The sequence below is a fragment of the Streptomyces sp. NPDC004561 genome (assembly GCF_053602155.1).
In genome coordinates, this window is the sequence record NZ_JBSGDB010000109.1 from 1 (window position 1) to 21,543 (window position 21,543).

Annotated in this window: 16 protein-coding genes; 5 read left to right on the forward strand and 11 right to left on the reverse strand. The window is 71.9% G+C overall.

What is annotated here, in order from left to right; all coding sequences use genetic code 11:
• The coding region (locus ACWEN3_RS16795; protein ID WP_452971013.1) for an SCO6745 family protein at positions 1–723 on the reverse strand (723 nt) is incomplete at its 3' end.
• A gap of 115 nt (positions 724–838) precedes the next feature.
• Entirely contained in the window at positions 839–1,585 is a 747-nt protein-coding gene (locus ACWEN3_RS16800) for a Vgb family protein (protein WP_452971016.1), read from the reverse strand.
• A 345-nt stretch (positions 1,586–1,930) separates the two neighbouring features.
• Here ACWEN3_RS16800 and ACWEN3_RS16805 point away from each other — a divergent pair, with 345 nt between their 5' ends.
• Both ACWEN3_RS16805 and ACWEN3_RS16810 read left to right on the forward strand, forming a co-directional pair.
• Positions 1,931–2,593: a hypothetical protein gene (locus ACWEN3_RS16805; RefSeq protein ID WP_452971019.1), complete on the forward strand. Its 663-nt coding sequence runs from the start codon at positions 1,931–1,933 to the stop codon at positions 2,591–2,593.
• A gap of 135 nt (positions 2,594–2,728) precedes the next feature.
• A complete protein-coding gene (locus tag ACWEN3_RS16810) occupies positions 2,729–3,400 on the forward strand; it encodes a class F sortase (RefSeq protein ID WP_452971021.1) in 672 nt (223 codons plus the stop codon).
• A gap of 15 nt (positions 3,401–3,415) precedes the next feature.
• Here ACWEN3_RS16810 and ACWEN3_RS16815 read toward each other — a convergent pair whose 3' ends face one another.
• The 3 genes from ACWEN3_RS16815 to ACWEN3_RS16825 form a co-directional block, all read right to left on the reverse strand.
• Positions 3,416–4,582, reverse strand: a complete 1,167-nt coding sequence (locus tag ACWEN3_RS16815) for a GDSL-type esterase/lipase family protein (protein ID WP_452971047.1) — start codon at positions 4,580–4,582, stop codon at positions 3,416–3,418.
• A gap of 85 nt (positions 4,583–4,667) precedes the next feature.
• Positions 4,668–5,237: a TetR/AcrR family transcriptional regulator gene (locus ACWEN3_RS16820; protein WP_452971023.1), complete on the reverse strand. Its 570-nt coding sequence runs from the start codon at positions 5,235–5,237 to the stop codon at positions 4,668–4,670.
• Positions 5,238–5,328: 91 nt separating this feature from the next.
• Positions 5,329–5,775, reverse strand: a complete 447-nt coding sequence (locus ACWEN3_RS16825) for a hypothetical protein (RefSeq protein ID WP_452971025.1) — start codon at positions 5,773–5,775, stop codon at positions 5,329–5,331.
• 155 nt (positions 5,776–5,930) lie between these two features.
• Between ACWEN3_RS16825 and ACWEN3_RS16830 the strand changes: the two genes are divergently transcribed.
• The 3 genes from ACWEN3_RS16830 to ACWEN3_RS16840 all read left to right on the forward strand — a co-directional run bounded on the left by ACWEN3_RS16830 (position 5,931) and on the right by ACWEN3_RS16840 (position 9,319).
• Positions 5,931–6,134 carry an aldo/keto reductase gene (locus tag ACWEN3_RS16830; RefSeq protein WP_452971050.1) on the forward strand — a complete coding sequence of 68 codons (204 nt, stop codon included), beginning with the start codon at positions 5,931–5,933 and terminating at the stop codon, positions 6,132–6,134.
• Between the two features lie 160 nt (positions 6,135–6,294).
• The gene (locus tag ACWEN3_RS16835; RefSeq protein WP_452971027.1) at positions 6,295–7,245 is read left to right on the forward strand and encodes a LysR family transcriptional regulator; all 951 of its coding nucleotides are present in this window, start codon (positions 6,295–6,297) and stop codon (positions 7,243–7,245) included.
• Between the two features lie 148 nt (positions 7,246–7,393).
• Complete coding sequence (locus ACWEN3_RS16840) at positions 7,394–9,319, forward strand: collagenase (protein ID WP_452971029.1); 1,926 nt, start codon at positions 7,394–7,396, stop codon at positions 9,317–9,319.
• 59 nt (positions 9,320–9,378) lie between these two features.
• Here the strand turns inward: ACWEN3_RS16840 and ACWEN3_RS16845 are convergent, their stop codons facing one another.
• From ACWEN3_RS16845 to ACWEN3_RS16870, 6 genes are all read right to left on the reverse strand, one after another.
• Positions 9,379–12,672 (reverse strand): hypothetical protein, encoded by a 3,294-nt coding sequence (locus ACWEN3_RS16845; protein WP_452971031.1) that lies wholly within the window; start codon positions 12,670–12,672, stop codon positions 9,379–9,381.
• Positions 12,669–15,437: a hypothetical protein gene (locus tag ACWEN3_RS16850; RefSeq protein WP_452971034.1), complete on the reverse strand. Its 2,769-nt coding sequence runs from the start codon at positions 15,435–15,437 to the stop codon at positions 12,669–12,671. Before ACWEN3_RS16850 ends, ACWEN3_RS16845 begins: the two co-directional genes overlap by 4 nt.
• Positions 15,438–15,539: 102 nt before the next feature.
• Complete coding sequence (locus tag ACWEN3_RS16855; RefSeq protein ID WP_452971036.1) at positions 15,540–17,225, reverse strand: hypothetical protein; 1,686 nt, start codon at positions 17,223–17,225, stop codon at positions 15,540–15,542.
• Between the two features lie 50 nt (positions 17,226–17,275).
• Complete coding sequence (locus ACWEN3_RS16860; protein ID WP_452971039.1) at positions 17,276–18,385, reverse strand: caspase family protein; 1,110 nt, start codon at positions 18,383–18,385, stop codon at positions 17,276–17,278.
• Positions 18,382–19,491 (reverse strand): hypothetical protein, encoded by a 1,110-nt coding sequence (locus tag ACWEN3_RS16865; protein WP_452971042.1) that lies wholly within the window; start codon positions 19,489–19,491, stop codon positions 18,382–18,384. Before ACWEN3_RS16865 ends, ACWEN3_RS16860 begins: the two co-directional genes overlap by 4 nt.
• A 458-nt stretch (positions 19,492–19,949) precedes the next feature.
• Entirely contained in the window at positions 19,950–21,404 is a 1,455-nt protein-coding gene (locus ACWEN3_RS16870; protein WP_452971044.1) for a glyceraldehyde-3-phosphate dehydrogenase, read from the reverse strand.
• Positions 21,405–21,543 lie beyond the last annotated feature (139 nt).

Below are 21,543 nucleotides of genomic sequence, written 5' to 3' on the forward strand. Positions count from 1 at the left end.
GTGGCGGTAGGGCGAGGCCGAGCTGACTCCGAGGCGGCGCGCGAGCTTGGCGACGGAGAACCCGGCGAAGCCGTCCGCCGCGAGCAGGCCGCGCGCCCGCAGCCGGTCCCCGGCCGCCGCCCAGTCCGCCTGCTCCCATCGGCGGGTCTCCCGCAGGAACCGACCGTCCGACTCGCCGGACGCCGCCTTGAGCACCATGGCCTCGACCGGCCCGAGCCCCTGGCTCACCAGCACCACGACATGCCCGTCGCCCCGGTGCTCGCGCAGGGTCGTCAGGGCCTGCCACAGCCGCTCGGCAGGCCGGTCCGGGCGTTCGAGAGCGTGGTTGGCGGCGGCCAGCACCCGGCCCGTGGTGTCCGCGGCTGCCGCGGCCCCCCACGCGAGACCGGCGGCCTCGGCGAACTCGGCGGAGCCGGTGACGTCGGCTCCGAACAGACGGGTCATCGCCGCGTCCATGGCCTCCCGGCGGGCCGCGAGGGCTTCGGCCGGATCGGCGTACCCCCAGGCGTCCGGCAGGGCCCGGGCCACCCGGGCGGGATGGAAGACGTAGAAGCAACTCGTCACCACGGCCGGGGACGCCGCGCCCAGCGGGGCGGCGCGCAGCGCGAAGTACCCCATCCAGTAGCCGCGCAGCCCGAGCGCGTCCGCCGCGCGGCGCGCCTCCGGTGCGAAGTACACGAGGTCGTGCACCGGCTCGTACCGCTCCCACAGGGCCCGTGCCATCCCGTCCGCCACTGCTTCCTCCCACCGCGTCGGCTCTCTGTGCGTCGGCACCAGCCTGCGTTATGACTGCTGTCATAACAAGAGGGCGGCGGCGGGACTTCGCCCTGCTCCCGCGTCAGCGGGGCGCGGTCCGCAGGCGGCCGACGGCGTTGCCGAGGAGTTCGGTGAACCACACGGCCCGGTCGGGTCCGGTGGCCAGACGGAAGGGCACCTTGTCGGCCCCGCCCCGCACCGCGAAGGTCGTGATGCCGCCGTCCGCGGCGACCCTGCCGATGCGGCCGGACTGATCGGCGTACCAGACCCGCCCGTCGGGCCCCGGGGCGATGCCGCCGGGATCGCTGTCGGCGCCGGGCGGCGTGAATCGGGTGACGCGGCCGCCGTAGGTGATCCGCTGGACCGAGCGCGAGGCGGACGCGGTGAACCACATGCCGCCCGGACCGGCGACGATGTGGCCGGGAAAGTCCTTCGAGCCGCCCAGCGGATACTCGGTCACCCGCCCCGACGTGGTGATGCGGCCGACCTTCCCGGCGACGGTCTCGGTGAACCACAGGGCGCCGTCCGCGCCCGCCGCGATCGAGCCGGGGCCGGCGTCCGGGGTGGGGACCGGGTACTCGGTGACCCGGCCGGAGACGGTGATCCTGCCGATCCGGTTCGAGCGGGCCTCGGTGAACCACAGGGCGCGGTCCGGCCCCGCGGTCAGGCCGGCCGGGGCGCTGTCCGGCGCGGTGGTGACCGGATGCTCCGTCACCTCTGCGGCGTCGGCGCGGGCCGGCCCGGCGACGGCGGTCACGCCGAACAGCGCGCCGGCCGCCGCCGCGCACAGCCGCCGGACCTCTCGTGCGAACAGGGTGGTCTCGGGCACGGAGCGCCCCCTCTCGGCCGGGCGCCGCACGCGACGCCGACGGGAACTGATGGACGGTCGGATCCGGGCCGGTGCTCCCCGCACGGCCGTACGGCCTGACGCCTCGGCAGGGGTACGGCTGCCGCGCCGGGCGACGGAGGACGCGGGCGCCGGGAGGCGGCGTCCGATTGGCCCGGACGAGGGGCCGTCCGGTGGCGGCACTGGGGCAGACGGGTGGCCTGATGACCCGGCTGGGCGGCCCGGATGGTGGGAGCCGATGCCCTCACTGACGGTGGTTCATGTTGGGGCCGGGTCCATCCAGCTGATGAAGAATCCGCTGCCCGGTCACGGCGGAAGGACAACACGATGCGTTCTGCCCGCACGCTCCTGGCCACGGCAGCCGCCGTGGCAGCTCTCGCCTTCGCCACGCCCGGCGCCGCGTTCGCGGCCCCCGCCGGGCACGACGGAGGCCGTGACGATTCCTCGCACAGCAGCGACCAGGACTCCGGTCGCGGCAAGGGTTCGGACGACGATCAAGGCAAGGGCTCCGACCGGGGCCAGGACAAGGAGTACGGCAACGATCATGGCAGCGGCCGTGGACACGACGAGCCGCGCGGCGGAATGCACACGGGCGGCGGAGCGCTCGCCACGGTGCTGCGCGCCGACGACTGGGGGGCCAGCAAGGGCGACAGCCGCTTCGACCCCGACACCTACCGCGACAAGAGCGGGGACGGCGGCCGGGGCAAGGGCTCGGACGGCGGCGGTTCGGACGGTGGCGGCCGGGACAGCGGTGGATCGGGCGGAGGCGGCCGTGATGGTGGCGGCTCGGACGGCGGTGGCCGGGACAGCGGCGGCCGGGACGGCGGCGGAGGCGAGGACGGGGGCCGCAAGCCACACGGTGGCATGCACACCGGCGGCGGAGCGCTCGCCGACCCCGGCGTCACCGCGGGCGGCCTGGCGGTGCTGGCCGTAGGCGCCACCGGCATGTACGCGCTGCGCCGCAAGAAGGCCGTCCCGCCGGCGTCCTGACCGCTCGACCCGCCTCAGGGGCTGCGGACGCCGCCGGCGCGAACCGTGTCGGCGGCCCGTGCCCCCTGCGGGCCGGATCGCGCACCGGCTCCTGCCCTGAACCCCGTGCTGCCGTGCCTAGTGAGGTGGTGTCCGATGGCAGCAGATCCGTCCTCCCAGAACCCCGCCGACCCGGCGCCGGACGAGGGGAGTTCCGGCCGCGGCGGGCGGCTGGTGCTGTGGGGCGCGGCGATCGTTTTCCTCGCCGTCAACGTGCTCGGCGGCCACCACGGTTCGCACGACGTGCCCCGGGTGGCCCGCGCCTCGGGCTCCAGCGCCGCCACGCCGGCCGATCCCCAGCAGGCCGGCGACGCGCTGCCCCGCTCCGCGCCGACCCGCCTGCTCATCCCGGAGATCGGTGTGGACGCCCCCTTCACCGACCTGACGCTCGACCCGACGGGCCAGCTCCAGCCGCCGCCCGCGGGCGACACCAACCTCGTCGGCTGGTACACCAAGGGCGCCTCACCCGGCGAGAAGGGCACCGCGATCATCGCCGGGCACGTCGACACGACGGTCTCGGCGGCCGTCTTCGCCAACCTCGACCACCTGGAGAGCGGTGACACGTTCTCGGTCGAGCGCACCGACGGGCGGACCGCGAACTTCGTCGTGGACAAGGCCGAGACCTTCGCCAAGGACGACTTCCCCAGCAAACTCGTGTACGCCGACACCGCGCGCCCCGAGGTACGGCTCATCACCTGCGCGGGGGACTACGACCACTCGGCGCGTGACTACACGGACAATCTCGTGGTCTTCGCCCACCTGGTGTGATCCGCCCGCCGAGGGTCAGGCGGCGCGGTCCGCGAAGGCGCCCCCGGTCCCGAACGCCAGCGCCGCGAACCGCTCGCCGATCCGGCGGTGCGCGGCGGCGTCCGGGTGCAGGTCGTCGGGCAGCGGCAGCTCGGCGAAGTCGGCCTCGCCGTACAGCTCGCGGCCGTCGAGGTGGAACAGCCGGGAGTCCTCCGCCGCGCGCTCGCGCACGATCCGGGCCAGTTCCGCCCGGATGACGTTCAGCGTGAGCTTCCCGCCCGCCGTCTCCGCCGGGTCACCGGCGGCCCGGAACCGCAGCCGCCCCTCGCTCAGCGCGCCGAAGTCCGGCAGGCTCGGCCCCGGGGTGTCCTCGTGTATGGGACACAGGATCGGCGAGACCACGAGCAGCGGGGTGTCCGGGTGGCCCTCGCGGACGGTGTCGAGGAAGCCGTGGACGGCGGGTCCGAACGCGCGCAGCCGCATCAGGTCGGTGTTGACCAGGTTGATGCCGAGCTTGACGCTGATCAGGTCGGCGGGCGTGTCGCGCAGCGCGCGGGCGGTGAAGGGGTCGAGCAGGGCGCTGCCGCCCAGCCCCAGGTTGATCAGCTCCACCCCGCCGAGCGAGGCGGCGAGGGCCGGCCAGGTGGTGGTGGGACTCGCGGCGTCGCTGCCGTGGCTGATCGAACTGCCGTGGTGCAGCCACACCGGGCGGCCGCGGTCGGGCACGGGTTCGACGGGGGCGTCGGTGCGCAGCGCCACCAGTTCGGTCGTCTCGTTGTGCGGCAGCCAGATCTCCACGTCCTTGGGCGTGTCCGGCAGGCCGGTGAACCGCACGGTGCCGACCGGCCCCGGCTTGTGCTCGGCGGTGCCGGTGGTCATGTCGATCGTGAGGGTGTTGCCGCCGTCGACCCGGCCGCGGCCGGCCGGACGTCCGTCGACGAGCAGGTCGTACACGCCGTCCGGGCGCGGGGGCGCACCGGCGTAGACCTGCTTCGTCGGCAGGGTGTCCAGCTCGACGGTGGTGGCACTGGTGCGGAACACCAGCCGGACGCCGGAGGGCTGGGACTCCACCATGGCGAGCTGCGGGTCGGCGCACTGGGCGCGGGCCCGGGCGGGCAGCCGGTGCGGCAGCAGTCCGTGCGCGGTGCGTTCCAGATCGAGGGCGCCGCGTACGAGGTCGGCGGTGAGGGCAGTGGTGTGCATCATGTCGGCCTGTGTTCCGGGGGATTCGGGGGGCGGGTCGGCGGCGCGCGGAAAGGAGGGGCGCGGGCCGGCGGCGCGCGGACGGTCAGGGTGCGGGCCAGTTGCGCAGCAGGGAGTCGAGGGCGTCCACGATCCGCGTCCACGACTCCTGCGAGTCGGGGGCGCTGTGGCTGAAGCCGCCGGCCGCCTCCAGGCTGACGTAGCCGTGGAAGACGCTGCCGAGCAGGCGCACCGCGTGGGTCTGGTCGGGTTCGGCCAGGTCGTAGCCGCGCAGGACGGCCCGGGTCAGCTGTGCGTGCCGGACGCCCGCGCTCGCGGCCGCCGCCTCGGGGTCGAGTGGGTACCGGGCCGCCGTGTAGCGGCCGGGGTGGGCGCGGGCGTAGTCGCGGTAGACGTCCGCGAAGGCGCTGAGCGCGTCCTTGCCGGCCCGCCCGGCGAGCGCGTCGGCGGCGCGGTCGGCCAGCTCCTCCAGGGCGAGCAGCGCGATCCGCGTCTTGAGGTCCTGGGAGTTCTTCAGGTGCGAGTAGAGGCTCGCGACCTTGACGTCGAACCTCCTGGCCAGCGCGGACACCGTCACCTGATCGAAGCCGACCTCGTCGGCCAGCTCCGCGCCGGCCCGCACGAGTCGTTCGGTGGTCAGGCCTGCACGCACCATGAGCTTCCTCCCATCTGCCGAAATCGATTATGCGACTTCCTAAAGCGTTTAGGCAAATGAGTTCGGGATGTAGGCATCGGTGGTCCGTGAGTCACGGACAGGCCGCCGTCAGCAGTGCCTCGGCCGCCGGGGTGCGTGCGTACGGCACCGAGCGGCCCGCCCGGTGGGCGCCGACCAGGCCCGCGTCCCGCAGCGCCGTCGTCAGGTTCTGCGAGACACCGGCGGCGGACAGCCCGGTCCGGCCGGCCGGCTCCGTGGTGGAGGCGGAGGAGTCCAGTTCGGCCGGCAGCAGGGCCCGGGAGCGGCCGAGCGCGGCGGCCAGGGCATCGGTGCGCGTGCGAGGCCGTGCGGGCTGCCACGGCGCGCCGGTTCCCCGTGCGGGATAGGCGAGTTGGGGCGGGTCGGACGGGGTCAGCCGGGTGAGCGGGTGCGGGCCGGTGAAGACCGAGGGGATCAGCAGCAGCCCCGGGCCGGCTGTCGTACGGGACAGCGCGCGCCGCCGGCGCAGCAGGCTCAGGCTGTCGTCGTCCCAGCGCACCGAGGCGTGCAGAACATGTACGGCATCGGCGTCCGGCCCGAGCAGGAGGCCCTCGTGCGCTCGGGCGGCGAGCGGGGCGTCGCCTTCGTGCCGTTCTGCTCGATCGCCGCCGACGGCCGTCAGTCCGGCGCGCCCGCCGCGGCGACGCCCCCGAGATCCTCGCCGTCGCCCGGGCCCACGGGGCGAGCACCGCCCAGGTCCGCATCGCCTGGACGCTCCGGCAGGGCCCGCACGTCCTCGGCATCCCCGGCACCGGCGACCCGGTCCACCTGGAGGCCAACGTGGCCGCGGGCGCCCTGCGCCTGTCCGCGGAGGAGCCGGCGCTGCTCGACACGGTGCGCCACAGGGCCGCCCGGTAGCCGCCCACACCCTGGCGGACCTGCGCCTTGTGCCCGGCAGGGCACAATGGAACGCTTCGTCCGCCGGTCGTTACCCCGGCCGGCCAGGGCGGTGAGCACCGGTTTCCCCGTGGCGGACGGGACGGGGGACCGGTCATGGGACGAGACGGGAAGTGGAGCGATGGAGCTGGAGCTGCGGCACCTGCGCGTGCTGTGCGCGATCGCCGACGCGGGCAGCGTGGGCCGCGCCGCCACGCAACTGGGGTACTCGCAGCCGGCCGTGAGCACCCAGCTGAGGCGCATCGAGCGCCACCTGGGCGAGCCGCTCTTCGAGCGCGGTACGAGCGGGGTGCGGCCGACCCGCTACGGCGCCGAGGTCGTCGCCCAGGCCCGTGACGTGCTCGCCAGGGCCGACGCCATCGGCCACCGCCCCGCCGCGCGCCCGCGCCGTACGCTCCGCGTCGCCGCCACCAACTCGCCCATGCTGTCCGGCACGGTCTCGCGGGTACGCACCCGGCTGCCGGAGCTCTCCCTCGCGGTCAACAGCGTCTACGCCTCCTCGCGGATCGTGGAACTGCTGGAGGAGGGGGCGGTGGACGCGGCCATCGCCGCCGACTACCCGGGCATGGAGCTGCGGCACTCGGGCGCGGTGCGGCACCGCGGGATCGTCACCGAGCCGACGTTCGTCGCGCTGCCCGCCCGGCACCGGCTCCGGCAGTGCGCCCAGGTGCAGCTCGCCGACCTCGCCGAAGACGCCTGGTTCGTGACCCCGGACGACGGCGCCGGGTGGCCCGGCGTGTTCTACGAAGCCTGTGCGGCGGCAGGGTTCGCGCCGGTCACCGTCCACGAGTTCCTCGGCGACCAGACCCAGCTCCAGACCATGATCGCCGACGGGCTCGGCGTGTCCCTGGTGCAGCCGACGTTCCGGCCGATCCCGCACGTCGTCGTCAAGCCGCTGGCCGGCTCCCCGCTGTGGTGCCGGTACGTGCTGGCCTGGCGGCCCGACGCCGTCACCGACGACGTCGTGGAGACGGTGTTCGAGTCGGCGACGGCCGCGTACCGCGATCTCGTCGCCCAGGCGCCGCATCTGCGCAGCTGGGCCTCGCGCACCTGGAGCGCCACCGGCGCGTAGGAGCACGTCACGGACACGCCGCGATGTTATGAGCGGCCAGTGTCATGTGCTATGTCACACGCCATTGTTGAGGTGCGGGGCCCACTGAGAGAGTGCCTCACACGCCTCAACTCCCCACAGAGGCGCATCCCTTCGTGGAGGAATCCAGATGCGCTATCGCTTCGCGCTGCCCAGACGCATGGCCGGCGCCGCCGCCGTCTGTGTGACCGTGGCCGGCCTGCTCGCCACACCCGCCCTGGCGGCGCCCCAGCCGCACACCGGCCCGGCCACCGCTCCCCGTACGCGTCCGGCCACCCCCTCGCCGACCGGCGCGACCACCTTGGCCACCGAGCACCCCGCGACCCAGCCCCGCCGCCTGAACCCGGCCCAACTCCCGCCCCGGCGTGCGGAGTCGGCCCGACCGGCCCACCGGGCGCCGCGGGCGGCCGCCTCCTGCACCCCGGGGGACTTCGGCTCCCGTACGGGCACCGCGCTGGTCGCCTTCGTCACGGCCTCGTCCACGGACTGCGTGAACACCCTCTTCGCCGTCACCGGCAAGGACGCCCACGACGTCTTCCGCGAGCCGCAGATGCTCACCGTGGCGAACGCGTTCACCCGCGCGGCCGGCCGGTACCGCGGCGACGACTCGGGCAGCCTGGAACAGCTGGTCCTGTTCCTGCGCGCCGGCTACTACGTGCAGTTCAACCACTCCGCGGACGTCGGCCCGTACACCACCCGCCTCACCACCGCGGTCACGGCGGGCCTGGACGCCTTCTTCGCCCGCTCCCACTCCCAGGACGTCACCGCGGCCAACGGCGAGATCCTCGGCGAGACGGTGATCCTCACCGACAGCGCCGACCAGCAGGGCCGCTACCTGTACGTCTACCGGCGGCTGCTGAACGACTACGACAGCTCGTACGACTCGATCCCGAGCATGACCAGCGCCGTCAACGACGTCTACACGCCCCTGTGGCGCGGCAACTGGAACCCGGACTACGTGCGGGCGGTCGACGCGGACCCGCGCATCATCGACACCCTCTACGACTTCGCGCTGGCCAACACCGACCAGCTCGGCACCGGTCTCGCCTTCCTGGACTCCAACGCCGGGATGAACGTGGCCCGTTACGTCGAGCATCCGGAACTTCAGGACACCGTACGGCCGTTGACGAAGGAACTCCTGGACGAGACCGCGATGACCGGTCCGACGGCCGGGCTCTGGGTCGCCGTGGCCACGCAGGCGAACGCCTACGACGGCGCCAACTGCTCGTACTACGACGTCTGCGACCTGCCCGGCAAGCTCACCAGGGCCGTCCTGCCCGTCACCCACCGGTGCGACGCGAACGTCACGATCCTCGCCCAGTCGCTGACCGCCGCCGACCTCGACGCCGCCTGCGCCAGCGTGCTCGGCCAGAGCGCCTACTTCCGCGGCGTGGTCAAGGCCGGCGGCGCGATACCCGGCCAGTACGTGTCGGACATCCGGCTGGCGGTGTTCGCCAGTCGCGCCGACTACCAGACCTACGCCGGCCCGATCTACGGCATCGACACCGACAACGGCGGCATGACCCTGGACGGCAACCCGTCCGACCCGGCCAACCACGTGACGTCGATCATGTACCAGAAGGACTACGACGACGGCTTCGTGGCCCGGATATGGAACCTCAACCACGAGTACACGCACTTCCTGGACGGCCGCGACGACATGAAGGGCGACTTCGCCCAGGAGACCACCGTGCCGGACGTGTGGTGGATCGAGGGCGTGGCCGAGTACGTCTCCTACAGCTACCGGAACCTCGCCGACGACCAGGCGATCCAGGAGGCGGCCAAGCACACGTACCGGCTGAGCACCCTCTTCGAGAACACCTACGAGAACAGCGACGTGACGCGCACCTACCCGTGGGGCTACCTCGCCGTGCGCTACATGGCCGAGCGTCACCCCGACGACGTGCAGCGCATGCTCGCCCGCTTCCGCGCCGGTGACTACGTCGGCGGATACGCCGTCTACCACGACGGCATCGGCACACGCTACGACGCGGACTTCGACCAGTGGCTCACGGCGTGCGCCGCGGGCGCCTGCGCGACACCCGCGAAGCCCTGACCGCACGCGCCCGAAAGGAGCGGCCGCCCCCCGGAACCCGGTCGGCGGCCGTGGCGCCGTCAGGGACGGTCCCGTGTCTCCGCACCGCAGAGTGTCATGTGACGGACCGAGTCGGGGGCTTGCTGCCACGCGTCGGCCACCGTCAGATCTGCGCCGTCTCCGAGTCGGGTGCACACCCGGCTGAGCACCGCGCGGTCGTCCAGGGGGAACACCACACTGGAACCGGGATAGTCACCGTAGATCCGGGCCTGTGTGCCGTTGTACCAGAGTCCGGTGGCGAGCACGTTCGCCAGTCTGATGTCGGTGATCTTGACGCCTGAGTCGGCGTCGAAGACTTTGGCGCTCTCGAAGTCCGTCGCGACGACGTAGGGACCAGCCGGCGCCGCGACGGTCAGCTGACTGCCATGACCGGCGAGCTGAGTCTCCCGCCAACTACCGTGCGCCGTCGGGTGGTACACCGAGAGGGCGCCGTTCACGGTCGCGGCGAGGACGTCTCCGCCGGGTGTGGTCCGCACGGCGATGAACTCTCCGGAGGCGAGCACCGTGCGGTTGTTCCAGCTGTACTTCCCCGAGCGGTCGGGGACGGCGTAGAGACCGGCGCCGGTGGCGAGGAAGAGCGTCTTCCTCTCCGATTCGATCGAGGCGGAGACCAGAAGCTCGTGGTCCGGCAGCCCGATGCTGTACCGAGCCGTCGGCTTCCGCGGTTCGCTGACGTCGTACACGGTCACCTTGTGGGCCCAGCCCGCGACCAGTTGGTTGCGCCCGTCATCGAACGCGACCGTCTTGGCGCGGAAGTCCGCGGTGGCCGGAAGGCTGTACGACTGCGCCAGCTTCCCGTCCGCGTACGGGAAGAGCCGCACATGGCCGTCTGCGCCGGCAGCCGCCAACGTCATGTGACGCCTGCTGAAATCGGCCCCTTGCACGGAGGAGAGTCTGCCGACGGGGACACCGCGGTCGCCCTTCTTCTTCCGGGTGTCGAACAGGTAGGCGTACGAGCCGTTGTTGCCCCATCCTGCGGTGACGTAGAGCAGAAGAGAGGAGTGCGGTACGGGGAAGACCTGTCTCACCGTGGGGGCCCAGGCGTACGGATCGACGCTGTCCGATGCGGTGCTGTAGACGGCGAAGGCCTGGCCCGCCGCCGTGATCAGGACCTTGCCGTCTCCACTGAGGGCGGCGACATCCCGGGTGAGTGTGCCGGGGCCGTAGACGCCGTCCGCGGACTTGAGCTTCCCGGACGAGTCGCTCAGGTCATCCGGTTTGCCCGCGTACGTCGTGATGCCGTTCCCGCTGCCCAGCATGAGGCCCTCCCGGTCGGAGAAGAGGGCCACGGCATTCTGCGCGATGCTGATCGGTGCTCTCAGACGGTGGCCGTCGGACCCGCTGACCACCGTCAGGCGGTTACGGGTGGTGACGTAGAAGCAGGAACAGGCATCGGCGTACACGAGGCTGTTGACGCTTCCGTTGGCTGCGGAGACCGGTTTGGTGGGAGAAGCCGCCGTGCGCCATTTCCACAGGGTGATCGCCGATGACGAGCCGCCTTCCGCGATGGTGCTCCCGTCACGGGAGAAGGACAGGGCGGTGACGGCGGTGTGTGCGAAACGGAGGACTTTCAGCTGGGTTCGGCCGCGTACGTCGTAGACCCGCACTGTTCCGTCGGACGTGCCCGCTGCCAGGCGCCGACCGTCGGCGGAGTAGGCCAGGGCCGTGGCCACCGCCGTCGTGAGCCGAACGGGGGCCCCGCGCTCGTCCGGTCGCCAGGTCAGCACGCCGTGACCGGTGGCGATCGCGAGTGGACCCGTGGCGGAGGGGAAGCGGGCGTCCCGCACGTCCGTCGCGACGGACGAGGGCGCGGCGACCGCGCGGCCTGTTCGCAGATTCCACAGGTGCAGTTCGCCGTCACCGCCGATGACGGAGGCGCGGGTGCCGTCGTGGTCGAGGGCGAGGGCGTGGGCGCCCGGGACCGATGCGGCGATCAGCCGGGTTCGGCGGAGGTCGTTGTCGGCGGCGGCGAGCAGGGCGTCGCGCGCCGCGACGGAAGTCGGGGCCAGCGCGTGCGCGCCGAGTGCGGCGACGGCTGCCTCGCGGGGGTCGGACGCGGCGATGTCCATCGCGTGGGTGGCGAGTTGGCTGGCCTTCGTGGCTATGGCCTCGCGTTCGGCGTTCTTGTCGGCGGAGTAGACGTATGTGACCACCGAGCCGGTCACCGCAAGAGCCGTGACGGTGACCACGGCGATCAGCCGTCGGGGGATGCGTGCCGACGCGGACAGCGCTGCGCGTACGGTGCGGGCCGAGCGGACCGACCGGCGTGGCACGTCGAGGGCGGAGCGTGCCGTCTGGGCGTCGGCGGGATGCAGCACGATCGTGCGGTGCGCTGTCGCGCAGTGCCGTACCGCCTCGACCACCGCGTCACCGACCGGTTCGAGCGTGCCCAGCGTGGTGAGGCGACCGTGCAGCAGACGATCCGGGGCCGCGTCGTTGGGGTGCATGCCCGACGGGGTGAACAATCGGGCGCGGCGCGGATGGAACAGGCGGGCGAGCGCGGCCGCCGCGGCGAGTGCCAGTTCGGCGTCGCGCGGCGTGGGTACGGGCATGCCGTGCGTGTCACGCACCTGCCAGCGCACTCCGCGCCCGGTGGGGAAGTCTTCCTGGGAGCGCGTCCAGGCGAACGCCGTTTCCAGCGCCTGAGGGGTGCTGCGATCCATGGCGGAGAACAGGGCCCCTTCGGGATCCGGAAGCATCCGCGCGGCGAGATCGCCGACGGATGTCAGATGGACGGTTCCGAAGGAGGCTTCTGGGTCCGTGCCGAGCAGGACCGGTGTGCTGATCGTGGGCCCGGGCGCGCCGTTCTTCGCGATCAACGCGCGTACCAGGTCTTCGGCCAGGTCCCAGGCCAGGCCGGGGTGGTGCGCCCGAAACTCCGCCGCCTCGGCGTCGGTGAGGGACGGTACGGCGTCGAGCCAAGGTCCGGGAGACTGCGCACGGATGGTGGCGGGTGTCAGCGCGAGCGCGGCCATGCAGGTGCCGGCGGCGGCGCCGGCACCGTCGTGGTGGAGCAGAGCTCTGGCGGCGCGCGCCGCGTGCCAGACCCCGACGGCGTCGTCGTAGTCCGACTCTCGTGCAGAGGTGCCTTCGATGATGTGCAGCGCCGTGGACGGCGGCGTGCCGTCGACCGGCCGTGCACTGGTGTGCCGGTGATCGGTGTCCAGCCAGGAGGTGTCGTGATGGGCGGCGGCAGCACAGGCGAGCAGCCACTGCCCTCCTTGGCACAGCGATCTGGCCAGGTCTGCCGGCGGCCGTGACAGCGCTCGAAGCTCCCGCTCCAGGCGGCCCGGGTACTCGTCGAGGTCGGTCACGGGCACTCCCTGAGCGCGCTGCGTGGAGCGGTGCGGTGATCGAGGAGGGAGCAGGCGCGCGCCAGGAGGGGCCGCCCCCGAACGGCTATCACCTGGACGTTTCCCTGCGTCCCGCCCAGCACCGCGTAGCGGCCGCTGGACGTGAAGTCGCCGAACTGGTACGCGCCGTCGTAGAAGAGCTGCTGCGTCACGGCCTCGCGGGTGGAGGCCACCTCCACGAGCGGTGTGCCCGCCGGCACGAGTGAGAGACGCGCCGTGCTGTCGACGCCGAGCGAGAGCAGGTAGGTGCCGTCCGGCGACAAGGCGTCGTCGAGGACGTTGCCGTTGTGCCGGTCGACGAACGTTCCGAGCAGGGTGAGGCGCACGGAATAGCGAGCGATGCGGCCGTCTCCGAAACCGATGAGGAAGCCGTCGCGGTACGCCACGGCTGCCGCCGCGTCACCGATGCCCTCCGCCTGTTGCGTGCCGGTGCCGAAGGACCGGTGGGAGATCACGCGTCCTGTGGGTCCGTCGAGTATCTCCGCATTGCCGTCGCGGTGCCCGACCAGCAGTCGGTTCCCGGTGGTGTTCCATGTCAGGGAACCGACCCACACCTTGCCCGGGTCGCGTCGTGAGTGCCGAAGGCGGTGACTGCCGGTGTCCCAGAGCTGGACCGTCCCGTACTCGTCGCCGGTGGCCAGCGTGGTGCCGTCCGGGGAGAACGCCAGGACCGGAATCGGGGTGGCGCCGTGCAGTGGGCCACCCAGTCTGCGCAGCGCGGGGTAGGCGTAGAGGGTGATCGTGGAGGTGGAATCGGACAGGGCGAGCACGTGTCCGTCCTGCGACAGCGCGACGGTGTAGCCCTGGCGGCCCTTGGCCGTTCTCAACAGGGTGATCCGGGCACCGGTACGGGCGTTGACACGGGCCAGACCCCCGTCGGCGAAGAGGACGAGGACGGAGTCCGCATGCACAGGGTCGCGGACCACTCCCATCACCCGGTCACGGGGATGGTCGGGTGCGGCCCACAGCGTCACCCTCGTGCGACCGCTGCCGGCCGCCAGGACCACGGCCGTCCGTGCCGTGCGCGGATTGATCGCCAGCTGGGGGGTCATCGCCGAAGAGTTCTCCGCCAGCGGAGTCCCCAGTGGTTTCGCGTGGTCCGCGAGATCGAGCAGACGCACCTTGGCATCGCCGCTGCTGGTGTCCACCGGGCGGGTGGGAAAGCTACGGGTCGCCACGACGGCCGTGTCGCCGTCCTCGGTGATACTCAGGGTGCAGATGCTGCCGGTCACGCGGTACTCGGACGTCTGGCGAAGCGTCTTGGTGCTCCAGGTTCTGACCCGCTCGTCGATCCCACCGGTGATCACACGCTTGCCGTCATCCGTCACGGCGAGTGCCGAGATCCCGTTGCTCAACAGGTCGTTCGCGCTGTTCCGCGTCAACAGCGTCCGGCCGGTCCCGCGCCGGTCCGCACCGACTGTCAGCAGTGATGGCTCGTGGTAGGCGGCGAGCCTGCCGACGACCAGCAGGTCCGGTCCGGCGAAGGCCAGGGACGTCACGCTCGCGTCCGGCCCCCGCAGCCTTACGACGGATCCCTGGGGAGGCAGGAGCTGCGTCTCGAGGCCACTGGACGACGTCGCCCAGGCCAGCCTTCGCGCCGAGACCGCCAGGGCCAGCAGCGGTCCTGCGGCGCGGTGCACCAGACGGGGTGGCGTCCACCCTGTGCCGTGTCCGAGCCGGTTGCTGCTGTAGATCAGTCCCTGTTCCGTGCCGACCACCAACCGCGCTCCGCCCGGGTCGAAGCGCAAGGCCGTGATGGTTCCGCCGTGCGGACTGAGCCGGGCGAGAAGGCGCTGACCGTCCGCACTGTAGGCCGCGATGTCGGACCCGGACCCGATCACCAGCGTCCGGCCGTCGGGGCTGAAGGAGACGGTCCGTGCGGAGTCCGTGGTGACCACGGACGTCAGCCGCGGATCGCTGTACGACGCGGTCAGCAGGGCCTGCGCGGCGACGGGATCGGTGGGGTCGGTCCCATACGCTCTCAGCGCGTCGGCGGCTGCCGCATCCGGTGCGTCGCCGAGCTCTCCCCGGGAGGCGGCGGCGAGTCGGTCGATCGCGGCGGAACGGGCGGCGGCGGCATCACGTTCCCTGCTGTCATAGGCCCATGACCCAAGTATGAGGAGGGCGAGCGCGACGACGGCCGCCAACGGTGTTCTCCACGTCCGGGCGAGCACGCTCGCGGCAGCGGCGTCGGCGGCTCGCGGGGCACGGACCACAGTGGGCTGTCGACGGGACCGGCCCGAGGACGCCGCGTCGTAGCCCTCGGGGGCGACGACGAAGCGGCGCTGCACGCTCCCGACCGCCTTGGCCTTCTCCGTGAGGTCGCGGACCGGCCCCAGACGCCCCGACGCGTCCACCGTCGCGCTGACCACGGTGCGGGTGTCCTGCCTGCGCCACCGTGTGCGCTGGGTGAGCCCGAGCAGCAGGCTCAGCCCCACCGCGAAGGCGGCACCGGCGGACTCCCCGGTGATCTGCTGCACAGGTGAGCCGTCCACGTCCTCGATGTGCCAGGTGACACCGCCGTGTTGCGGGTGGCGTGCTTGGCGGGAGGCCCATGTGGTGGCTGCTCTGATCGACGCTTCGAAGGCTTCGTCGGTGTTCGGCCCGGGCGGCTCCGACTCGACCCGGAAGTCGCCCGACGGCCCCGAGTCGTACCGCATGACGAGAGTGATGAGCCGACCGGTGTTGTCCCCGCCTTCCGTGGTGACGACGACGGGAACCCGCACCCGTCGGCGGGTTCGGCCCCAGCGCGGTGTCCAGGCGAGGACGGGACGGGCGAATCGGGCCAGGCCCGGTCGTGGCGCGGTTCTGCCGACCTCGGGCAACGGTTACACCTCCTCGTCGAGCGCCGCGCTGAGCGCTCTTCGGGTGACGCGGTCGGCCGCCTGGGACAGGGAGCGCTGGAGAAGGGTGCGCCGTCCCCGTCGGGGCAGTTCGTCCACCGGTCGGCAGGCCACGTACCAGTCCAGCACCTTGGCGGGCTCGTCGAGCCACAGTGCGCAGGACGCCTGCCGCAGCACGGGATCCCAGTGCATGGGCAGCACGAAGGTCCGGTATCGGCCCTCGGGGTCCTGCTGCGGGCGCCAGGCGAGGACGGCCCACATCCCGGCGAGCCGTTCGTCGCGGAGTTGCACGCTCAGATGCCAGGACCACATGGCCTGGGCGGCGCGCGCATCGAGCAGTCGGCGGGCGGTGTAGGTCAACGGGCCGCTGGTGACCGATTGTCGGGGCTCCCCCGTCGAGGCGGCATACCGTTCCTGACGGGGCGGTACGTGGATGGCAGGGGCCGACGCGAGTGTGGTTCGGGGCAGCAGCGTCAAGCCGGGCATGCCTGCCGGGACGGCGAGGTCACGACGGGACGGGGCGACCCGGACGTCGTCCCCGGAGCGGGTCACCACGCCCACCAGGGCTTCGTCCGATCGGTCCGTGGTGAACTCGTCCTCGCTCTGCCCTCCCTCGTGGTCTTCCTCGTCCACATGAGGCAGTAGAGGGCTGTCGCCGGTGAAGGTGGTCAGAGGCGCGGTCCAGTCCGCCGCCGTCAGATAGCGATCGGTGGTGAACAGCGCCCGCGTCACCTGCGGATCCCAGATGCCCTGGTCGCTGTCCGACTGCTCGAGACGTGCCAGCGCGAGGCGGAGCAGTCGCAGGCCCTGCGTGAGAGACGGCAGGCCGCTTCGGGGGTCGGCGGCCCGAACCAGGGCCCGGCGCGCGTCCTCGGTGTGCGGTCCGCCCTCTCGCAGGATCGACCAGCCGTGCAACACGTCGACGTCCGGGTCCGCGGGAAAGCGCCTGATCAACTCCTCGGTCTCCAGAGCGTGGTCGGCGCTGTCGAGTTGGTGGTGGCCGAGCACGCAGGCGGCCACCGCCGATGCGTGACCGGCCTGGATGCGGGCGTTCACGCGAGCCGCGACGTCGGGCCACACGATCGCGGCGGCGGCCGTCTGACCATGCGTCACGAAGGTCAGAAGTCCCTGGGCGTCCCTGTCGTCCAGCAGGACCACCGGCTCCGCATCCGGCGGGTCACGGTGCAGCCGGGTTCCGGCGGGGAAGCTGGTGAAGCGGGCGGCGGCGCCAGGGCCGACACGCCCCAGGAACAGCCCCGGCCGCCCTGCGTGTTCCTCATCGCCCCCTGCTGCGGGAGTGCCGGGCGCGACCACCGACGTCACCTGCCGGTCGTCACACAGGAACGACACCTGGACGGCCTCCGCCCGGGCCTCGGCCACCACCGAGGCCACGCTCTCTCCGGCCACGAGATAAGCCGGAGGCTCGTACGACGGCGCAGGACCCGAGGAGTCGGTCTGCGCAGAGGCGCCGGCAGCGGGCGGCAGCGTCACCGTCCAGGTCGGACGCGAGCCGTCCCGCACCGTGACCATCTCGGCCACACTGCTGTGGCCCGGCGCGGTCACCCGGACCAGGTAGGCGCCTGCCCCCAGCGAGAGGTCGTGCTCCCGTCCGGCCGTGCAGCTCAGCCGGCGCACGCGTTCGGTCGCCGCGTCGACGATCTCGACCGCCACCGGTGCTCCGTCCGCGGCGACGGGCAACCGCACCAAGAGACGCAGGGATGTCACCGTTCACCTCGCACGGAGACGGTGTGGGTGAGATCCATCGGGTGGAAGACCCGCGTGGTGGACACCGCCGCGCCCGGGTATTCGTCCCCGCTGAAGGCGACCTCGACCGCGTAGGGGCCGGCCGGCGCCTCCGTATGCCAGACCGCGTCGAGCAGAGCCAGTCTGGGGCTGTCGTGTGGTGGGTTGTGCGCCCGCAGCCCCACCTTGGCGTGGGCCGTGGCCTCGGCCGGATCACACCTCACTTCCATCGGCACCCGGGGCGGTTCCTGCATGAGGTGCAACACGCCCGACATGCCCGGTCCGCCACCGGGCACCTGAGGCGGACCGGGGGCCGCCACCGAGCGGCGGGCGCACAACTGTGGCAGGAGTTGGTTGAGCCGGTTCACCTCCACGTGCCACTGCCCGTCCCGAGGCTCGGCGGCCAGACCGTTCAGGCCGTCCAGCAGGGACCTGGTCCACACGCTCACCTGGCCCTGGGCACCTCCGGCGGCTCCGCCGCGGCGGGAGGCCACCAGTACGCCGCCGTCCAGGTTCTTGCGCGGGGCGCGCCCGGGGTCGAGCAGAGAACTCGCTCGCGCGCCGCGTGCCACGAGGGACGGTGCGGGCGTCTGGCACGCATCGATGAAGAAGTACTGACTGCCCGCCTCGCAGGAGGCCATGGCCGCGACGAACTCCTCGAGGAGGAAGGCGCCGCGAAGCCTCGCACTGGGGGACTTGCCGTAGTCCTCGAGCAGCAAGGCGTGTCCCCCCACGTTGAGACCGTGCCCGCAGAAGTAGAACAACGCCACGTTGCCGGGATGTGCGTCGCAGCGTTGACGCCATGCCGCGACCGCGTCGTACATCGCGTCGAGGTCCGGTACGTCGAACGACATCGGTTCTCCGCCCGGCGGTGTGCCTCGACCGGGTGACAGCAGCACGTCGACCGAGCCGAGCGGGGCTTGCGGATGACGCATCGTGTGCATGACCCAGTCCGCGAACGCCAGGGCCGACACGGGCGGTGAGGTCAGCTGGGCGGTCAGGTGACGGTAGGAACCCACACCGATGATCAGTGCGTGGACCGCGGGACCCGTGCGTGTGCCCACCCGGTCGGGGTAGAGCAGCGTCACAGGGCGCCACCGAGGCGTTCGGAGAGCCGGGCGTAGAAGCTCGGGAGCTGGAAGTACGCGCTGTGGGAGCGAAGCCTGCCGGTGCGGAACTCCAGGTCCTCGGCCCCGTCGAACACGGGAGACGCACGAAACGCCAGCATGTCGTTGACGTCGTACACGTTGATCCACCGACGCACGGAAGCCGGCAGGGGAAGCCGTGTTCCTCCGGATCCCGGGATGTCGGGAGGCAAGGGGGAGAAGAGGTCGAGCTCCTGGAACAGGCCGACCTGAGAACCTACGGTCACCAGCGCGTCCACCGACAGCGTCGTGCCCAGGGGGCCCGACAACAGGTCGTACACGATGTTGCCGCCCATGCTGTGCGCGACCACGACCAAGGGGTCGGCCGCCTCACGCTGGGCGTGCGCCGCGCGCAGAGCGTCGCCGACCACCTTGCCGATGCCGCTCTGTCCTGGCTGTTCTCCGCGTTGCCGGTAGTAGGTGACGATGTCACCCAGGAACTCGGCCACATGCCGCTGTGTCCGCCCGCGCACGGTGTCGACCACGGCCGACGCCGGCCGGTCCACCGCCGCCCGCCGGACTCTCCAGGCGCCCTGCTGCAGCATTCCGCTTGCGGCCGACCGGAAGCCACCGAACTGTTCCCACCCGTCCTCGCTCTTCGTGTCGTCCTCCGGTCGGGCGGCCGAACCGTCCCGGTCCCCGGACGCGTGCGTCGCCAACTCCTCGGACAGCACCTTGACGAAGGACTCGTCGTCCTCGACCCGCCGCAGCCAAGGCGGCTCGGGGTTCGATCGTGCGTAGGCGACCGCTGTGACCGACAGTTCGGTGAGTCGGGCCCCCTCGTCACCCGCATCGGGCCGGGCGGCCGCCCACAACAGGTCGATGGCGTCCGGAAGAGAGCGACGAGCCGTCGCCAGCAGCGCGGAGTCGTGCGGGGCATCCGCGGGGACCAGATCGCAGACGAGGTGGACCAGCGGGTCCGGCTCGTCGTCGGCGCCGAAGGTCTCCATCACCTGCCGGCGGTTCGGGAAGCTCGCGCCTCCCCATCGCAACGCTCCGCCGCGGCTGCCCCAGTAGGGCTGTGACAGCAGTGGAGGGGCGCCGTCCATGCGGCGCCAACGGTGCGTCACATACTGCTGGAACCAGTCCGCCCGTTGGCCTTCCTGATCGGACCACTCCCCGTCGATCCGATTGGCCACACCATGTACGAATACCAGCGGCATCAGGCACGCCCCCCCCCGGGATTGCCCCACCACGCCCCGTGCGCGCAGTGGCCTGTGCACCCACACGGTAGGCGGGAACAGTGCATGTCGTGACGAGAACCGGGGATTCGCAGCGCTTTCGCGTGATCCGCGCTACGGAACCGGCTGTGCCCGGTGGCAAGGAAGCCGGTGGCACCGTGCGTTCCGGCCGACGGCGTCGCTCCCAGTTGATCGCCGAGGGCCGTCACCCGGATATCGGGTGACGGCCCTCGGCGTGTCGAGCGATCGCGGCCGCCTCCGCAGGTCAGAGCCGCTTGTCAGACGCGATGCGTCGGCGTTGGCGGCAGCTGCGACGCATGACTCGGTCAGACCGCCGTCACCGGGTAGGTCGGGTACTCCACGCCCGACACGTACTGCACGACCCGGACGACCTGGCAGGAGTAGCCGAACTCGTTGTCGTACCAGAGGTAGAGGATCGCGTTGTCGCCGTCGACCTTGAGGGCGCCGGCGTCCACGATCGAGGCGTGGCGCGAGCCGATGAAGTCGCTGGAGACCGCGTCGGGCGCCGTGATGAAGTCGATCTGGCGCTTCAGCGGCGAGTTCAGCGACACGTCGCGCAGGTAGTCGTGGACCTCCTCACGGGTGGCCTCGCGGGCCAGCTGGAGGTTGAGGATCGCGATCGAGACGTCCGGCACCGGCACGCGGATCGAGCTGCCGCTGATCTTCGCCTTCAGGTCGGGCAGCGCCTTCGCCACGGCGGAGGCGGCACCGGTCTCGGTGATCACCATGTTGAGCGGCGCGGAGCGGCCGCGGCGCTCGGACTTGTGGTAGTTGTCCAGCAGGTTCTGGTCGTTCGTGAACGAGTGGACGGTCTCCACGTGACCGCGCAGCACGCCGTACTCGTCGTCCATGGCCTTCAGCGGCGGGACGATCGCGTTCGTGGTGCAGGAGGCGCAGGACAGGATCTGCTCGTCCGGCTTGATGGTGTCGTGGTTGACGCCGTGCACGATGTTCGGCACGTCGCCCTTGCCGGGCGCGGTCAGCACGACCTTCTCGACACCGGGGCGCAGGTGCTTGGACAGGCCCTCGCGGTCGCGCCACTTGCCGGTGTTGTCGATCAGGATGGCGTCGCGGATGCCGTACTCGGTGTAGTCCACCTGCGACGGATCGTCGGCGTAGATCACCTTGATCGCGTTGCCGTTGGCGAAGATCGTGCTGCTGTCCTCGTCGACGGTGATCGTGCCCTGGAACTGGCCGTGGATGGAGTCGCGGCGCAGCAGCGAGGCGCGCTTGACGAGGTCCCCGGCGGCCCGGGCGCCGCCGCCGCGCACCACGATGGCCCGCAGACGCAGACCGTTGCCGGAGCCGGCCTTCTCGATCAGCAGGCGGGCGACGAGCCGGCCGATGCGGCCGAAGCCGTAGAGGACGACGTCGCGCGGCTCACGGCGGTCGATCTTGTTCGCGCCGGTGGCGCCCGCGACGGCCTCGGCGGTGAACTTTTCGACGCTCAGACCGCGCTCGTCGGCCTGGTACATCGTGGCCAGCATGCCGAGGTCGATCTGGGAGGGGCCGAGGTCGAGGGTGGTCAGGGCCTCGAGGAACGGCATGGTCTCGGTGACGGACAGCTCGGCGCCGGCGATCTGCCGGGCGAAGCGGTGCGTCTTCAGGATGCTGACCACCGACTTGTTCACCAGGGAGCGGCTGTGCAGCAGGACGGTGACGTCCCGCTCGCGATGCAGCTTCCCGATGAGCGGGATCATCGACTCCGCGATCTCCTCGCGGTTCTTCCAGTTGGTGAACGAGTCGTCGTTGACAGTCACAGATCTATCTTTCGAGCTAGGCAGCGCTCATATGGTAACCACACCTTACTTCGATCTTTCCGGGAGCTGTCCGCCGGGGTACCGAAGGGGCGGTTTGCCCCTGTTTAGGAAGGGAGGAGGAAGTTCCTGAATCAGGGTG